A 16,131-nucleotide genomic window follows, 5' to 3' on the forward strand; every position below is an offset into this window, starting at 1 on the left:
GCTCCGTCAGTAGCCGCAGGCCTGGATGGCTGCTGGCGGGGCAGCGCTCCGACGAGCCGGCCGTCCACGAGCGCGGTGCGCCGGCATGGCAGTCGGTTCCCAACGGAAGGAGGACGCGGACCCATGCCGACCAATCGCCTTGGCAGCAGTACGCAGGCGATCTACTCGGCCCGGCTCGATTGCGGTTCCGCGCTGGCGTACGAGGCAGCGACCTTCGTGCCAGCTGTGGGTGAGGTGGTTCCCTGTCGTCGCCATGGCTTCTGCCCCGTCACCTCCCGAGATGGGGGGGACGGCCGAGGGGTGGATCGAGTCGGTCGCACGACACGTCGCAGGTCGCTCGGCGACCTCATGGCGTTCATGAACAGCCGGCCCGTCACGACCCTCCATGCGCTGAGGCACCATCGCTTCACGCTCCGACTCCTGAGCGCGGCTCAGAATTCCGGCCTGCTTGACCTCGATCTTGCCACCGGCCGCGTCACTCTCGCCCGCCCGTCCCCCGCCATGTCCGCCGCGGTGGGCCGTCGACCCGATGACGATCAGCCTCGACGGCGCGAGGCATTCCTCGCCGGCGAAACCTTCCATGACGCGGGACGCAGGTCATGACCGTCCTCGATCGTTTCAGCCTCGTGGGCAAGGTCGCCCTGGTGACCGGCGGCAATCGCGGGCTGGGTCTGGCCATAGCGAGGGCGGTGGGTGAGGCCGGCGCTTCGGTGGCCCTTGCTGCGCGTTCTGCAGAGGCGGCGGCTCACGCCAGAGCGGAACTTGCCGCCGCCGGCATCACAGCAATCGACGTGCGACTCGACGTGACCCGACGCGACGAGATCGAGGCGGGCATCGACCGAGTTTGTAGCGAGTTCGGGCGTATCGACGTGTTGGTGAACAACGCTGGCGTGGGCACCATCCGCACGGCGCTGGAAACCTCCGATGATCTCTGGAGGCGGACCTTCGCGACGAACGTGGACGGCGTGTGGGAGACCTCGCGGGCCGTCGCGAGCCGGATGATCGAACGCCACAGTGGTTCCATCGTCAACGTCGGCTCCGTCGGAGCGACCATGGTCTTGCGCCGACCGCAGGCCGCCTACATGAGCTCAAAGGCTGCCGTACATCAGCTGACGCGGGCCCTTGCCGTGGAATGGGCCCACCACGGCATCCGGGTCAACGGCGTGGCCCCCGGGCCCTTCCTCACGGACATGACGGAACCGGATCAGCCTGAGTACCTGGACCGCCTCCCGCTGCGTCGATACGGAGCCCCGGATGAGCTTGGTCCCGCCGTGGTGTACCTCGCCAGCGAGGCGTCGAGCTACGTGACCGGCGAGATCCTCACGGTCGACGGGGGCGTCGGCTTGTGAGATAGAGCCTGCGCCTCCGTCCGCGCCGACCAGGAGTCGCGCGGTAGACCAAGCCCACTGGCGTCCCGCAGCCGCTCGAGGCGCCCCACGAGTCCCTGGACTCAGTGTGTCGAGACCCGACCGTCTGCCTGGGCGGGCCGTTGACCGTGCAGCCGTGCTCGTGCTTGACCGCTGTGCGAGGGCGGCAGAGATTGCTCATGGACCCGTGCAGCCGGGTGCCGGTGCCTCCCGGGACGCATTGACCCGGGAGTCGGCGATGTCGGTGCGGCGAGGGCAAGCACGATGAGCGTGGCGCAGATGAGCGCGAGGCCGATCCAGCCCATCATCGTCAGTCGCTCATCCACCACGAGAACTGCCAGCACCGCCGCGACGGCCACCGAGGTGAGGGTGAGGGTCGTGGCGGTGCTGGGGCGTAGGCGGGTGAGCCCGTAGCCGAACAAGAGATACCCGAGGAACATCGGCACCAGGGCCATGTAGGCGACCACTGCGACCGACTGCGTCGACGCCAGCAAAGGCGCGCCTGTGATCAGGAGGACGGGGATCAGAAGGCCTCCGCCGGCCCCGAAGACGGCGCCCATCGACGCCGCCCGCGGTATGTCGCTGTCCATCAGCCGATGGACCACCCAGGAGTACAGCGCGTAGCTCGAGCCGGCCAGCAACGCCAGCCCGACGCCGGCGGCTGTCGCCGTGGCGGTCGCTGCCGGTCCGCCCGCCTGCGACAGGCATAGAAGGACGCTGCCGAGGATGCCCAGGGACGCGGCCAGCATCCACGACCTGCTGAGGAGCCGGCGTTCCAGGACACGTTCCAGGACGCTGGAGGCCAGTGGCGCGGCCGCCCCTGAGACGACCGTCCCGATCGCCACGCCACTCAGGTGCATCGAGCTGTAGTTCGCCAGCGGATAGATGCCCAGCGCCACCGCCCCGACGGTCACCAGTCCCGCGTGCCCCCGCAGCGCCTGCCTCGAGCGGCGCAGGGACGACAGGCCGATCACCGCTTGCAGCAGGCCGCCGATGCCCAGTGCGGCCGCTCCGATCGCCAACGGGCCGGCGTCAGCGGCGAAAGTCGCGGCGGTTCCCGTCGTGCCCCACAGAACCGAGGTGACGAGGACCGCGGCAAAGCCGCTGGTCCTCGGGCTCACAGCGCGGCCAGCATCTGGGCGGCAAACGCGCGAGCATGGTGCAGACGAGTCGACTGGCCCTCCAGGCCAGCGCGGGCCATCGCCCCTTCCAGCAGGAAGCTGAAGTGCTCCGCCAGCCGCTCCGCCGCCGCGCTGTCGGTCAACGAACTCAACGACTCGAGAAGGAGGCGCTCGACTTGCTGCTTGTGGCGCCGCACCGCCATCCGTCCAGGATCGCCGACGGGAAGTTCGGCGGCGGCGTTGAGCAGGCCACAGCCTCGGAAACCGTGGTCATAGGCGGCGGCAGCGTGATCGATGTAGGCGTCGAACACCGCCAGCACCCGCTCCCGAGCTGTCGCGGCGTCTAGGATCCGGGCTCGGTACAGGTCGAGCCACTCTTCGTTCCGCCGGTCGATGTAGGCCTCCACGAGCGCGGCCTTCGAGGCGAAGTTGTTGTACAAACTCATCTTCGCCACGCCCGCCGTGGCGGTGATCGCGTCGATGCCGGTGGCACCGATGCCCTCGGCGTAGAAGCGCTGTGCGGCAGCATCCAGAATCCGTGCGCGGGCGGAACCATGGCCACGACCCGCGCTGGGCTTGTGTGTAGTGATGACTGAACCCCCCTGCCCTAGGTAGACCAGTCTACCTAGGCCGAGAAGCAGCGCAATCGAGAGGATCGGCGGGGCCTTCGGAAGGACACTTCGACCGGGTTGTGGTTCCGATCGCCGCTGCTACGTGCCGGTCGACGGGGGCCTGGCCACCCTCCACGCCAAGCAACAGGCCGCCGCACGTCTGACCGCGGCCGAACACAGAGCCCTCCAAGGCACACGGCGCATCCACGGTCCGGTCCGCTCCGCTCCAACCTGCCGGCTGGGTAGCGCCCGATACGACGCGAAGAACAACCGCAGCCACAAGGACACCCTGGTCGTCGCGGTGATCGACGGCGGCGGCCGGGTAATGCTGGTCCGCCAGCTGCCCAACGATCCGGCCGGCTTCACCGCCCTGGCCGCCCTCGCCGTTGAGCACCGAGTCGAGCGGGTCGGCATCGAGGGCTCGACGAATTTCGGCTGGGCCCCCGCCATGCACCTGATCGAGGCCGGCGCAACCGTGGTGGAGGTGCCGCCGCTGCTGACCTCCCGGGAACGGCTGTCTCGACCGGGTCAGGGCAAGACCGACCCGGTCGACGCGGTCTGCATCGCCCGGATCACCGCCCGGGAAGAGAACCTGCCGGCGGTGCGGCCGATGGACGGGCTGCCGGCCGATCTACGGGTGCTGATGGACTACCGCGAGCAGCTCATCTGCGAGCGCACCGCCATCGTCAACCGGGTGCACACCGACCTGGGCTGGCTGCGCCCCGGCTATCAGTACCACCTGCCCCGGCTGACCAGCCCGACCCACCTGCGGGCGGCGCAGGAGCTACTGGAGAACGACTCGAGCATCCGCGCCACGGTCACCCGCGCCCGGTTGGCTCGGTTGCTGGCCATCCACGCCGAACTGGCCGGCCTGCGCGAGCAGATCACCGCCCTGGTACAGCAGAGCGGCACCACGCTGACCGGCATCTACGGCGTCGGGGTGTTCGTCGCCGCGCGGATCCTGGCCGAGGTCGTCGACGTTTGCCGCTATCCCTCCCGGCATGCCTTCGCCGCCGCCAACGGCTCCGCGCCCATTCCCGCCTCCTCCGGGCGCACCGTGCGCCACCGGCTCAACCGCGGCGGCAACCGGCAGCTCAACCGCGTGCTCTACACCATCGCGATCACCGAGATCCGCGCCGACACCGAAGGCCGCGCCTACGACGAGCGCAAACGCGCCGAGGGCAAGACACCCCGCGAAGCGCTGCGCTGCCTCAAGCGCCGGCTCTCCGACGTCGTCTACCGGACCCTGCGCGCCGACCAGGCCTGCAGCCAACCCGTGCCGATCGCGGCCTGAAGGGCGGTGGACGTGAGGTCGGCTAATGGGACACGGCTCTACGGCCTCAGCCGGCTGCGTGGCAGGACTTCCAGTCCCTCTCCCGCTCTTCGCCTCAGCCTGACTCCCACGCCCACCGCAGCCCTCAAGGTAGAACTTCGGCGGCGCTAGACATAGAGGCCCATCTCGGCCCTCGCCATTCGTTGTGACGAGAAGGCGTTGACGGAAGCCGACGGCCGCACGACTGACGGCGGGCCGAGCACGCAGCCGTTTCCCGCGTGCGCCTGACTGCCGGGTGGGCACGAACCCGATCCGATATGGGGTGCGACCTCGGTCCTCCAGCAACCGGACCCAGAGCGGCGCTGAAGGCGGCCACGGTTGGGGCGCAGTCGCCCGGCTCGACGCCGAAGACACGACGCCGAAGATGCCGAGCCATGTCAACGCCACCCTCACTGGAGAATGCACAAGATCAAGTGCTACACACCTCATGCACCGTCGGGTTCCGCAATTCGTGGTGACGAGTTACGGGAGGCTCGTCTGCACCGTTGTCTTCATGGGAAACAGCGGAAGCTCGGAATACCGTGCACGACGGCGCGAGCGCGAGCGGCAACGGCGTCAGCAGGCCCAACGAACCCCAACCAGGGAGGCCCGCACCGAGGTGAAGCCCGCCGGAGTAGACGGCCCCGCACGACGGACGGCCGCCACGACCTGCGGATGGTGCGGTGGGCCGATCACTCCGCGAACCCGAGGGCCGATCCCCAAGTGGTGCTCGGCCACCTGCCGGCACCGCGCCTGGGAGCAGGCCAAGGCAGCGGCCCCGGGCCGGTCTGCTGTGGAGCTCGTCGAGCGGGCGTGGAGGTCCCGGTTCCTCTGGTGCCCACGCGCCGTGAGTGGCCCACGCTGCTCAGCGCGCTCGCCTCCCAGCTGAACGACGAGCGGGTCTACGACCGCGACCTGCCCGCCCTGGCCCGAGCACTGCAACCCGCACTGGAGGCCTACCGGAGACGTGCTCACCTCACCGGCGCACCCGTCGTCGTGCGCTGACCACGAACTTCAGTACTTCTCCAGTAGGGAAGAGAAGGCCGCCGCTCGAGTCTCCGGTCCCCACGGTCGCCACCGGGTTACGGGAGAGGTGGGGGGACTGGAGATCGGCGGCAGGGCCCTCCCCCACTGTGGTGAGGCAGTCAGGAGGCAACGCCCACGCACGGTGGAACCGGGAGATGTCGACATGGCTTATCCGGAACATCCGAGAGCCGACCTGGCCGCCGATCCGCTCCTGGTCACGCCCGAGGAAGCCGCAGCGGTGCTCCGCGTCGGCCGGACGACGGTGTACGCGCTCATGAAGACCGGCCAGTTGCGGCCGGTTCACATCGGCCGCAGCTGCCGACTTACTCGCGCCGAGCTCGAGCGATACGTGAGCCGACTCGCGGGTCCCCAGCCGGTCCACAGCCTCCGCCGGACGCCGCATGAATCCACAGCCCGCCTACTCCCGGTGTGCGCGACCCCTGAGACTGAACCTCCGGCCCACGACCCCGGGGTAGCCGATGGCAGGACGCACGTCGAACGGCGAGTCGACGATCTACAAGGGCGCCGACGGGCGCTGGCACGGGTACGTCTCGGTGGGCTTCACGCTGAACGGCAGGCTGGACCGTCGGCACGTCAGCAGCAAGAGCTGCGGCGTCGTGGTCGCGAAGGTCCGCGAGCTCGAGCGCAAGCGCGACTCCGGGACGGTCACCGAGGCCTCCACCCCCACAGTGGCCGCCTGGCTCGAGCACTGGCTCAACACCATCGCCCCACGCCGCGTTCGCCAACGGACCCTGGAGACCTACGAGTCCGCCGTCCGCCGGCACCTGATCCCGGGCATCGGACGTCACCGGATCGACCGACTACGGCCGGAGCACCTCGACCAGCTCTACGCCGCCCTGCTCGACGACGGCTACTCCCCCGCCACGGTGCTTCGCCACCACCGCATCCTGTCGAGAGCGCTGACCGTGGCAGTCCAGCGCGGACACGTCCCGCGCAACGTCGCCGCGCTCGTCGACCCGCCCGCTCAGCGGCAGAGCGACTTGGCCACCGCCCTGAACCTCGAGGAGGCCCGGGCCGTCCTGGAAGCGGCGGCCCAGGTCCGCAACTCCGCCCGCTGGACCGTCGCCCTCGCCCTCGGCCTGCGCCAGTCCGAGGCCCTGGCGCTGCAGTGGAAGGATGTCGACCTGCTCAACAACACCTTGACCGTGCGGCGCAGCATCCACCGCGTCCGGGGTGGCGGGCTGATCTATGAAGAGCCCAAGAGCAAGCGCAGCCACCGCACGCTGGCCCTTCCGCTGCCACTCGTCGCCGAGCTGCACCGGCACAAGGCCGCGCAGCTCGGCGAGCGGATGCTGGCCGGCTCCGAGTGGCAGGACGAGGACCTCGTCTTCGCCCAGCCCAACGGGCGGCCGATCGACAAGAAGAGCGACTACGACGACTGGACGCGCCTGCTGCAATCCGCCGGCGTCCGCCACGTCCGCCTGCACGACGGCCGGCACACCGCCGCCACCTTGCTGCTGAGCGAGAACGTCCACCCGCGGGTGGTCATGGAGCTGCTCGGCCACAGCCAGATGCGCACGACGATGGACATCTACAGCCACGTCATGCCGGCGCTGGCCCGCGAGGCGGCCGACCGGATGGGCGCCGTGCTGCTCATGAGGCCTGCGTCAACTGCAACCACAATTGCAACCAGAGACGACTCAGGCCGCCCTCCCGAGGGAGAACGGCCTGGTGAGATGGGTGGAGCTGAGGGGACTCGAACCCCTGACCCCCACACTGCCAGGGCGGCTGGTGGGGGTTCGTGGGGGTTCACCGGAGTGCGTTTGTGCACGTCAGGCGACTGTGCGGTCTTGGATGAACCCGCTCGAACGACTCTGAACGCCTCACTTTGGCCACCAGCGTGGCACCACGCGGAGGCCGCCTGATCGGAGCGGACCACCACGCACAGCAGCCTCGTCGGCCGATCATGATCGGCCTGCATGTGGCGAGCTGACTCGAACCCTGCGATTTGGTGAACAGCCCGGGTCACCGGACCGGACAGGGTGCCGCCACCGACGCGCTGCCGTCCAGACCACACACCATGTCGGCGACTACGTGCGGACGGCCGCCGCGTACCGTCCGAGCGACCGCGGGCACGGCGCGACGGGGTCGTCGACTGTCTCTCCTGTCCGGAGCCAGAGGGGGCTTGCCGACTGATGACCAACGGAGCACGACCGCCGTCCGGGGCCCTAACCGACGCCAGGCTGCCCCTTGTCCCCCCGTCCGCCCTGGCGACCCGGGCCACCGCGCCGCTGCTGGCGGAGGACGGGCGGGTCGAGGAGCCCGCCCTACTGGTTGATCTCGGCGCCCGACCGGAGGAGGTCGCGGCGGCAGCGGCGGCCGCCGCCGGGAGCGATCGGGTCCTCATCGGCTTCTCCCCAGACGGCGCCCCGGACCCTCGCTGGAACCCGCTCGTGCGGGCGCTGGACCTGACCCTGGTCCCGAGCGGGGAGGACCGTGGCGCCCCGGAGCTGGTGGCGGTCACCGACCCGGCGGCGGAGGCGCTGGCCGTGCTACGCGCTGTGCACGCCAACCCCGGGGCGAGCACCGTTCTCGCCGGCCTCCTCCGCTGGAGCGGGGCACTGGACGTGCCGGCCGCTCTCGACGCCGAGTCCCTGGCGTACTCGACCCTGCTCGGCGGTCCCGAGTTCGCCGTCTGGCTGGCCCGCCGGGGTCCTCGGCCGCTGCCGCCGCCGGCGTCCGAGGAGCCGGTCCTGCTGCGGCGGGACGGCGACGAGGTCCGGGTGACGCTGAACCGGCCGCAGCGCCGCAACGCCTACGGGCGGCAGCTCCGGGACGCGCTGGTGTCGGCGCTCCAGGCCGTCGCCTGGGACGAGAGCATCGTCCGGGTGGTTCTCGACGGCGCCGGCCCGTCCTTCTGCTCCGGCGGTGACCTCGACGAGTTCGGCACCACGCCCGACCCGGTGACCGCGCACCTCGTGCGCACCCGCGCCGGGGCCGCCCTGCCGCTGCACCGCGTGGCCGATCGCGTCGAGGTGCGGCTGCACGGCGCCTGCGTCGGAGCGGGTATCGAGCTGCCCGCATACGCGCATCGGATCGTCGCCGCGCCGGACACCCGCATCCGGCTGCCGGAGATCGGCATGGGCCTCATCCCCGGAGCCGGGGGCACGGTGAGCATCCCGCGCCGCATCGGCCGGTGGCGGACCCTGTACCTGGCGCTCAGCGACATTTTCCTCGACGCGCAGACAGCCCTGTCGTGGGGGCTCGTCGACGAGGTCGTCCCGGCCCAGGGCCCATGGAAGGACTGAAGCCGCGGACGGGTGGAGCTCTGCCAAGCAACCCCGGGGCGACCGCGACAGGGGTCACCAGTCGAGGTCGCCACGTTCCAGACGTGAGGTCAACCGACGTGCACGGTCTGCCGCGTCGCGAGCGGCAAGGTCGGTGTCGCCCACGCGAGCTCCCAGTCGTCCGAGCTGCGCGGTGAGTACTCGGCGACGGGCCCGCAGGGTTCGCCCCCCGCTGGACAGTGCGTCTGCGTTCCCGAGGACCGTGTCGGGCGCCTGCTCCGGCGCACGCCGGCCGCCGGAGTCGGAGAACTGATTGTCGGGAACGACGATCTTCACGGGAATCACCTCTTGTAGCTGCGTCGAAGACCGTGTCGGACTACGGCGATGGGGATCAACCACGGAGCACGAGACTCATCGCCTCGCCGCGGGTGGCCTGGTTGTCTCGGAAGAGCCCGCGGACGGCGGACGTGACCGTGGTCGAGCCGGGCTTGCGGATACCGCGCATGGCCATGCACAGGTGCTCGGCCTCGATGACCACCAGCACACCCCGCGGCTTGAGCACGTCGGAGAGCGCGTCGGCGATCTGCGACGTCATCCGCTCCTGCACCTGCGGGCGCCGGGCGTAGACCTCCACCAGCCGGGCCAGCTTCGACAGCCCCGTCACCCGGCCGTCCACGCCGGGGATGTAGCCGATGTGCGCCACCCCGTGGAAGGGCACCAGGTGGTGCTCGCAGGTCGAGTACATCGGGATGTCCTTGACCAGCACCAGCTCGTCGTGGTCCTCGTCGAAGACGGTCGCGAGGATCTCCCCCGGGTCCTGCCAGAGGCCGGCAAAGGTCTCGGCGTAGGCCCGGGCCACGCGGGACGGGGTGTCCTTCAGGCCAGGCCGGTCGGGGTCCTCCCCCACCGCCAGGAGCAGCTCCCGGATCGCGGCCTCGGCACGGGCGGCGTCGAAGCAACGAGCCACCTGTCCCTCCCCTGCTCATCACCACTGAAGTCGCTGGCGAACGCCAGACGGCCGCCCCGCGCGGCGAGCTCGATCAGCCGTCGCCGTACACGGGCACTTGCGCACCGCTGACCGGCCACGCGTCAGGGCCGACGAGAAACGCGATGACCTTGGCAATCGCGGCCGGCGGCACCGCCCGGGCGGCCAGGTCGGCTGACATCCACGTACGGTTGTCCGGGGTGTCTATGACAGACGGCAGCACGCAGTTGACGCGGATGCGCTGCCCCCGGAGTTCCTCCGCAAGCAATTCGGTGGCTCGAACGACGGCGGCCTTGCTGGCTGCGTGGGCCACCGGGGCGTCCCCCCGGACTGCCGTCCTGGACCCTACGGTCACCACGGCTCCGCCGCCCCCGCCGGCCATTCGGGGGGCCGCTTCCTGCACGCACCACAGCAATGAGGCCACGTTCGACTGCCACATCTCTTCGAGCAGGTCCTCGGTGAGACCGGCCAATGGGCTCGGCCGGAATCCCCCGGCCAGCGCCACGAGCGCCGTCGGCACACCCATGCGGTCGATCGCCTTCCATGCAGCGTGGACGGCGGATCGGTCGCCCAGGTCCACCGCGATCGCGTTGACGTCCGGCTGCGCACCGATCTCGTCAAGTCGTTCACCGGCGCGGTCTAGGGCGACCAGGGACCAGCCCGATTCGAGGAACTCTGTGAGCACGGCTCGTCCGAGGCTGCCCGCCGCCCCAGTGACCACCGCGATCGGGCGTCCGTTCGCCGTCATGTCCGCTCCCTGTCCGCACACGCTGAGACGGTCATCGCTTCCACACGCACGCGGTCCTCGACGTGCTCGGTCGCTTCGATGCCGCCCTGCGCCGCGAACCGGTCGCGCCGAGGGAGAGCGTCACCGCTCCACGAGGACGTCGCCATGGCTTTGGTCACCACACCTCTGCTGCGACCGCCCGGACCGCAAAAGAGTATACGACAATCCACCCGCGTAACGGAATGCCGCTGGTAGACCGACTGCTACCCGGCCAGGAGGCCGAGGACCTCCTGTCGTTTGTCCAGGACCTGGCGGATCGGCGCTCGCCGTCCGCGTCGAGGAGCATGAGGCCCGAGCAGGCGGGCGTTACTCACCTTCCGGGCCGCATGCCGGGTCGGATGCTGCGCACTGCCCTGCCGTGCCGAGCGGGTCGACGGCGGCTAGCAACACGCGTGCACGCCGTCCCGACGACCCTGGCGAACTGGGATGGGCCCGCTCGGCTCGACCGACTGACCGGCTCGGGGGAACAGGGGCTGAGCAGCGCCTTTCGGCGCTGGACCGGCCGGCAGGCCAACAGCCCTTGCTTCACCGCCGACTCGTTTGAGTATACTCAGTGTTAGATGCGGGTCTGGTCAAAGGGGTGGGCACCATGAATCTCGGGATATACCTGGACATGCGCAATCCTCCGGGGTGGCGCCGGGACTGGTCACGTCTCTACGGGTTCACCCTCGAGCTGTGCGAAGAAGCCGAGCGACTCGGGTTGCACTCGGTGTGGACCAGCGAGCACCACCTGTTCCCCGATGGCTACCTGCCGCAGCCACTCACCTTCAACGCAGCCATCGCCGCCCGGACGAAGACGATCCGCATCGGGACAGGCATCATCGTCGCGCCTCTGCACTCGGCGGTCGAGATCGCGGAGCAGGCCGCCATCGTGGACATCGTGAGTGGCGGACGGCTCGACCTCGGCCTCGGGGCGGGTTATCGGCCCTCCGAATTCGAGCTCTTCGGTGCGGATGTGACGAAGCGCTATTCGTCCACCGATCAGCGCGTTCGGGATATCCGTCAGATCTGGGCCGAGGGAGCGGTGACTCCACCGCCCGTCCAGGAACGGCTCCCCATCTGGCTCGGTTACCTGGGGCCCCAGGGCGCGCGACGGGCGGGCCTGCTGGGCGAGGGCCTGCTCTCCGTCAACCCCGCCCTGCTCGAGCCCTACCAGCAGGGGCTGCTCGAAGGAGGGCACCCGGCTTCCGCCGCACGCATGTCGGGCCACCTGAACGTCTTCGTGAGCAACGACCCCGAGCGCGATTGGCCACTCGTCGGGCCGTACCACAAGTACCAGTGGGACTCGTACCGCGAACTGATGGTGGAGGGCACGGACAATCCGCCGCCCCGGCCTCTGGACCTCGACGTCGCGCGATCGCGTGGTCTGACGATGGGTAAGGGGAACAACCAGGGGATGGGGAACATCCTGGTGGGGACGCCAGAGGACGCCGCGCGCCAGCTCCGCGAGTACATGGGTGACGCCCCCGTCGAGACGCTCTTCATCTACGTCTCGCCCGGTGGCCTGCCGGAGGATCTCACCATGCAGCATCTGCAGGTCCTCGGAGGTCAGCTCGCCCCGCTTCTCAAGTGACGACCCAGTGGGTCCGTCCGGAGGCCAGAGGTTCTGGTCGATGTGCTTCGGCGGGAGACGCTGCGACGCCGTGCCCGTGAGAGATGCACTCCTGCTGCACGGTCAGGCGCCATCCAGCCCGCTGGCCACGCCGGCCGCCATTCCTGGCACGCCCGAGCGCGAGCTTGCGCCGCTACGGCGATCTGACAGCCAGGGGCAGCGTCGCGCTCTGCGTTGCAGGATCGGCAGCCAGGAACGGCTCACGCAACATCTCAGCACGACGCCATGTTCCGACGCGCCGGTGCGGAACCGCCGGCGCCCGTGATGGCGTCCGTCGGATCAGAGGACGAGGTTGAAGTTATGGCGTCGCCGTCCAGCCCTGGCATTTATCTTCCGGAATGGCTTCGCGCCATCGGCCGTCACCGCGGGAGTGACGTCGCTCTGCGTGATCCAACCGGGACGGTGACCTACGCCGAGTTGGTCGACCGCATGGATAACTGCGGTCGGGCGCTGCTCGGGTCGGGGTTCCAGCCCGGGGATCGCCTCGTCACCGCCATGCAGCCCTCGACGGCACACGTGGTGGCCGTCCTCGGGTCCATGGCCGCCGGTATCGCCCCGGTTCCGATGAACACGCGCAGCACAGCGGTCGAAGCCAAGGCATTCTTCGAGCGATTGTCACCGGCGGCCGTCCTCGCCGAGCCGATGTTCGAAGATCTGGCCCGAGCGACGGGACGTCCCCAGCTCGAGGTGCCCGACTCGCTGTCCACGGGGGCCACCGCGCCCGTCGCCGTGATCGGCGACGCCAGAGCGCTCCCGCGGCCGGATCGCGAGTTGCCGGCCCTGATCCTCCCGACCGGCGGGACGACCGGGACTCCGAAAGCCGCTTGGTGGGACCATGCGCGGCTGATGGAACGACTTCAGCTCATCGCGATGAACAATCCGGTGGCTGCGACGGACGTAGAGCTCTACTACTCTCCCTTCTTCCACGTCACCTTGCCGAACATGCTGCTCAGCGTGCTGCTGCAGGGCCGGACGGTGCTGATACAGCCGCGCTTCGACGCCGCTGCCGCTCTACGGGCCCTCGAGCAGGGCGCCTCACGATTGAGCGGTGCACCCACGATGTATGCCGCGCTCAAGAGCGCGGCCGGCTTCGCCGAGGCTCCGCGCTCACGGGTGACCCGTGCCATCTTCGGGTCCGCACCCGCCACGGAGGCCTTCGTCAGGGAGCTCCTCGTCGACTATCCGAACGCGCGCGTCGCCAACGGTTACGGGGCTACCGAGTTCGGTGGGACCGTCTGCGTACTGGAGCACGAGGACCTCACCGCAGGTCGCATTCGCGGGATCGGCCGGGCCTATCCGGGTGTGGTCATCCGCGTGGTCGACCAACGAGGCGAGGAGGTGGCGCCCGGAGAGACCGGTGAGATCGTGGTGACCGCACCTGGAGTCAGCAACGGCTACTTCGGGGACCCCGAGCAGACGGCCGACACGTTCCGGCCGGACGGCGTGCACGTCGGGGACCTCGGGGCCATCGACGAGCACGGGTACCTGCACCTCCGAGGACGCCTGAAAGACATCATCATCACTGGCGGTGAGAACGTGTGGCCGGCCGAGGCGGAGACAGCCCTGGCCGAGCATCCAGCGGTCTCGCAGATCGCCGTGTACGGCATTCAGGACGATCACTGGGGTGAGATGGTCTGCGCAGCAGTGACTCTTCGTCCAGGTCGCACCCTCACCCTCGAGGATCTGCGGACATTCGGACGGACGGCTCTGGCCGGATACAAACTCCCTCGGGAGATGGTCGTCTATGACGCGTTGCCGTTGACCAGCAACAACAAGATCGACAAGCGGGCTCTGCAGCGTCAACACCGGCTGACGCACGCCGCGCGCCCGAGCTGACGGGCTTCCTGTTTTGGGGTTCGGTGCTGCTGCGTCACAGGCGCCCCCATCGGGGTGCAACGCGTGCACTGCTCGAGTTCCTGCCCCAGGCCGACGCCACGGTCATCGGGCAGCAAGGAGGGACCGCCCGGTTGACGCGGCCGTGCTCAGGGAGCTGGGACCGCGCTCCGACACCGCGCGTGCGGACCCTCGATAAGTTCCGAGTCACCGAGCCGCGATCGCCCGGAGATCACGCCGGCGCTGGGATCGATCGCGGGATCGAGCGGCTCCTCGGTCGGGCCCACCGCGTCGCCACCGGTAGCGAACGGTTGCTGCCGGGCAACAGCTGTGGGTTGCGGGACGTCGCGGTCATCCGGCAGTAGAGGGTGCCCTACCCGGCCGGACTCGGAGGGGTGAAGTCCAACTGTGTGTGGACTTGTCACGCGACTCGACACGCTGGCAAGACAGTATAGTGGACTAATCAGGGCTCCGACGCATTGACGTGACCCTGCCACAACCCCGGGCAACCGGGGTACCGAGGTGCATTGTGCTTGCGAGGGGTCACGGGTGACAAAGGGCAACCCTGTCGGGGTCGATAGCGCGGTCAATGCTGACGCAGGACCAGGCGGGGCGGCACGCGCTTCGACGCTTGCCTCGGCGATCGCCCGCCGCATCGAGGGAGAGATCGCCGCCGCGGGCTGGCCTGTTGGCCGGGTACTCGGATCGGAGAGCGACCTCTGTGTCCGCTACGGCGTGAGCCGGGCGGTCCTCAGGGAGGCCATCCGTCTCGTCGAGCACCACGGCGTCGGGCACATGCGCCGAGGCCCGTCCGGAGGCTTGGTGGTGCGGGCTCCCGAGGCTGGTCCCCTGACAGCTGCCATGGTGATCCACCTCGAGTACGTCGGGACCACGGTCGAGGACCTGCTCGCTGTTCGTCTGCTGTTGGAGCCACTGGCCGTGCGTCTGGCTGCCGAACACATCACCGAGGAAGGCATCGAGACCCTGCGGTCGGTGTTGGAGGAGGAACGGTCCCAGACCACCGAGCAGAATCCGCTGGGCGCGAACCTGCTCCACGTCACCCTCGCCCGGGTCAGCGGCAACCCCGTGCTGGAGCTCTTGATCGGCGTCCTGGTCCAACTCACCGAGCGCTACGCCAAGCTCCCGGCGCAGAGGAACGGGTCCGCATCGGATGTCCGGGCCGCCTCGGAACGAGCGCACGAGAAGCTCGTCGATGCCGTGGTCGCCGGGAACGCGACCGTGGCCGAGTCCCGCATGGTCCGGCACCTGACGGCCATGCGGGACTGGATGTTGTCCACCCGCCAGCGGCCCATCGGCCGCTCACCTGGCTTCCTCACCATGGGGCTGGACGGCAAGCACAAGCTCGCAGAGATCACTGCGCGCCGGATCATCGCCGACATCATCAGGTCCCGCGCCAAGGACGGGGAGGTCGTCGGCTCCGAGGCGCAGCTCTTGCAACGCTATGACGTGAGCCGCGCCGTGCTCCGGGAGGCTGCGCGGCTCCTCGAATACCACTCGGTGGCCCGGATGCGGCGCGGACCAGGCGGTGGGCTGGTGGTCTCCACCCCGGATGTGAGCGCCAGCGTGCAGGCTGCGGCGGTGTATCTGGACTACCGCGGCGTTGCCCTGGACGACCTCAAGGCCGTCCGCAACGTCCTCGAGCTCGGTGCGCTTGAGCTCGTCATGGCGCGGCAGGACGCCCCCGAAGTCGCGAACCGACTGGCCGAACACCATCAGGTGCGACCGGACACCCCACTGGCCGTCATCGACGACTTGTCCCGCTTGCTGCACCGTGCGATCGCAGAGCTGTCGGGCAATCCGGTGCTGGAACTGTTCGTCGCCCTGCTGACGGAGGTCTGGGCCCGTCACCACCACAGCCCTGTCGACGTCTCCGCCGAGGACGGGGAGGCCGCCGCGCACGTTGCCAGCGTGCACGACCGCATCGTCGAGGCCGTCGTGGCGGGCGACCTGCCCCTGGCGCGCCACCGGATGCACCGGCACCTCGAGACGCTGAGTGCCTGGTGGGAGTGAGGTTCGACCTGGGTCAACGAGGCCGCGCGCGCCCGCGATGAGCTCCCGACCGGGACCGATGATCATCGCGGGAGACAGCCGGCGAATGACCCTGCCGCTCGAACTCGTGCGCCGCACGCTGACGGCGACCGGGTGAACCGACGCCGCGGACGCCGGCCCGACTCGGAGCTGGTTTCTCGGACCGGCGCGGCCCCGTGC

14 protein-coding genes and 2 pseudogenes are annotated in these 16,131 nt (G+C 69.6%); 11 read left to right on the plus strand and 5 right to left on the minus strand.

All coding sequences use genetic code 11. The annotated features are described in order from the left end of the window. The first annotated feature begins 123 nt into the window (after window positions 1-123). Both ACWIYF_RS22205 and ACWIYF_RS22210 read left to right on the plus strand, forming a co-directional pair. Complete coding sequence (locus ACWIYF_RS22205; RefSeq protein ID WP_448624994.1) at window positions 124-603, plus strand: hypothetical protein; 480 nt, start codon at window positions 124-126, stop codon at window positions 601-603. Next, window positions 600-1,349 (plus strand): SDR family NAD(P)-dependent oxidoreductase, encoded by a 750-nt coding sequence (locus ACWIYF_RS22210; protein ID WP_448624995.1) that lies wholly within the window; start codon window positions 600-602, stop codon window positions 1,347-1,349. Before ACWIYF_RS22205 ends, ACWIYF_RS22210 begins: the two co-directional genes overlap by 4 nt. A gap of 101 nt (window positions 1,350-1,450) precedes the next feature. Here the strand turns inward: ACWIYF_RS22210 and ACWIYF_RS22215 are convergent, their stop codons facing one another. Together ACWIYF_RS22215 and ACWIYF_RS22220 are read right to left on the minus strand one after the other, a co-directional pair. Further along, window positions 1,451-2,488 carry a DMT family transporter gene (locus tag ACWIYF_RS22215; RefSeq protein WP_448624996.1) on the minus strand — a complete coding sequence of 346 codons (1,038 nt, stop codon included), beginning with the start codon at window positions 2,486-2,488 and terminating at the stop codon, window positions 1,451-1,453. After that, window positions 2,485-3,144, minus strand: a complete 660-nt coding sequence (locus ACWIYF_RS22220; RefSeq protein WP_448628786.1) for a TetR/AcrR family transcriptional regulator — start codon at window positions 3,142-3,144, stop codon at window positions 2,485-2,487. Before ACWIYF_RS22220 ends, ACWIYF_RS22215 begins: the two co-directional genes overlap by 4 nt. A 58-nt stretch (window positions 3,145-3,202) precedes the next feature. Here ACWIYF_RS22220 and ACWIYF_RS22225 point away from each other — a divergent pair, with 58 nt between their 5' ends. The 5 genes and pseudogenes from ACWIYF_RS22225 (at window position 3,203) to ACWIYF_RS22245 (ending at window position 8,706) form a co-directional block, all read left to right on the plus strand. Beyond that, window positions 3,203-4,393 carry an IS110 family transposase gene (locus ACWIYF_RS22225; RefSeq protein ID WP_448624997.1) on the plus strand — a complete coding sequence of 397 codons (1,191 nt, stop codon included), beginning with the start codon at window positions 3,203-3,205 and terminating at the stop codon, window positions 4,391-4,393. Between the two features lie 852 nt (window positions 4,394-5,245). After that, window positions 5,246-5,416 carry a hypothetical protein gene (locus ACWIYF_RS22230; protein WP_448624998.1) on the plus strand — a complete coding sequence of 57 codons (171 nt, stop codon included), beginning with the start codon at window positions 5,246-5,248 and terminating at the stop codon, window positions 5,414-5,416. A gap of 184 nt (window positions 5,417-5,600) precedes the next feature. Beyond that, window positions 5,601-5,783, plus strand: a pseudogene (locus ACWIYF_RS22235) (helix-turn-helix domain-containing protein); the annotation flags it as partial. Window positions 5,784-5,991: 208 nt separating this feature from the next. Continuing rightward, the gene (locus tag ACWIYF_RS22240) at window positions 5,992-7,323 is read left to right on the plus strand and encodes a tyrosine-type recombinase/integrase (protein ID WP_448624999.1); all 1,332 of its coding nucleotides are present in this window, start codon (window positions 5,992-5,994) and stop codon (window positions 7,321-7,323) included. Window positions 7,324-7,593: 270 nt separating this feature from the next. After that, complete coding sequence (locus ACWIYF_RS22245) at window positions 7,594-8,706, plus strand: enoyl-CoA hydratase/isomerase family protein (protein WP_448625000.1); 1,113 nt, start codon at window positions 7,594-7,596, stop codon at window positions 8,704-8,706. 54 nt (window positions 8,707-8,760) lie between these two features. On the opposite strand, the gene ACWIYF_RS22250 is transcribed toward ACWIYF_RS22245, so the two are convergent. The 3 genes from ACWIYF_RS22250 to ACWIYF_RS22260 form a co-directional block, all read right to left on the minus strand. Next, window positions 8,761-9,021, minus strand: a complete 261-nt coding sequence (locus ACWIYF_RS22250) for a hypothetical protein (RefSeq protein WP_448625001.1) — start codon at window positions 9,019-9,021, stop codon at window positions 8,761-8,763. 55 nt (window positions 9,022-9,076) lie between these two features. Beyond that, entirely contained in the window at window positions 9,077-9,652 is a 576-nt protein-coding gene (gene folE, locus ACWIYF_RS22255) for a GTP cyclohydrolase I FolE (protein ID WP_448625002.1), read from the minus strand. Between the two features lie 73 nt (window positions 9,653-9,725). After that, the gene (locus ACWIYF_RS22260) at window positions 9,726-10,418 is read right to left on the minus strand and encodes an SDR family NAD(P)-dependent oxidoreductase (RefSeq protein ID WP_448625003.1); all 693 of its coding nucleotides are present in this window, start codon (window positions 10,416-10,418) and stop codon (window positions 9,726-9,728) included. A 628-nt stretch (window positions 10,419-11,046) separates the two neighbouring features. Between ACWIYF_RS22260 and ACWIYF_RS22265 the strand changes: the two genes are divergently transcribed. The 4 genes and pseudogenes from ACWIYF_RS22265 (at window position 11,047) to ACWIYF_RS22280 (ending at window position 15,933) form a co-directional block, all read left to right on the plus strand. Continuing rightward, window positions 11,047-12,030, plus strand: a complete 984-nt coding sequence (locus tag ACWIYF_RS22265) for an LLM class flavin-dependent oxidoreductase (RefSeq protein ID WP_448625004.1) — start codon at window positions 11,047-11,049, stop codon at window positions 12,028-12,030. 339 nt (window positions 12,031-12,369) lie between these two features. Then, the gene (locus ACWIYF_RS22270; RefSeq protein ID WP_448625005.1) at window positions 12,370-13,905 is read left to right on the plus strand and encodes a class I adenylate-forming enzyme family protein; all 1,536 of its coding nucleotides are present in this window, start codon (window positions 12,370-12,372) and stop codon (window positions 13,903-13,905) included. Window positions 13,906-14,451: 546 nt separating this feature from the next. Continuing rightward, a pseudogene (locus ACWIYF_RS22275) lies at window positions 14,452-14,679 on the plus strand (GntR family transcriptional regulator); the annotation flags it as partial. An 84-nt stretch (window positions 14,680-14,763) separates the two neighbouring features. Then, entirely contained in the window at window positions 14,764-15,933 is a 1,170-nt protein-coding gene (locus ACWIYF_RS22280) for a FadR/GntR family transcriptional regulator (RefSeq protein WP_448628787.1), read from the plus strand. Window positions 15,934-16,131: the final 198 nt, after the last annotated feature.

It is taken from the genome of Geodermatophilus sp. URMC 64 (assembly GCF_053502555.1).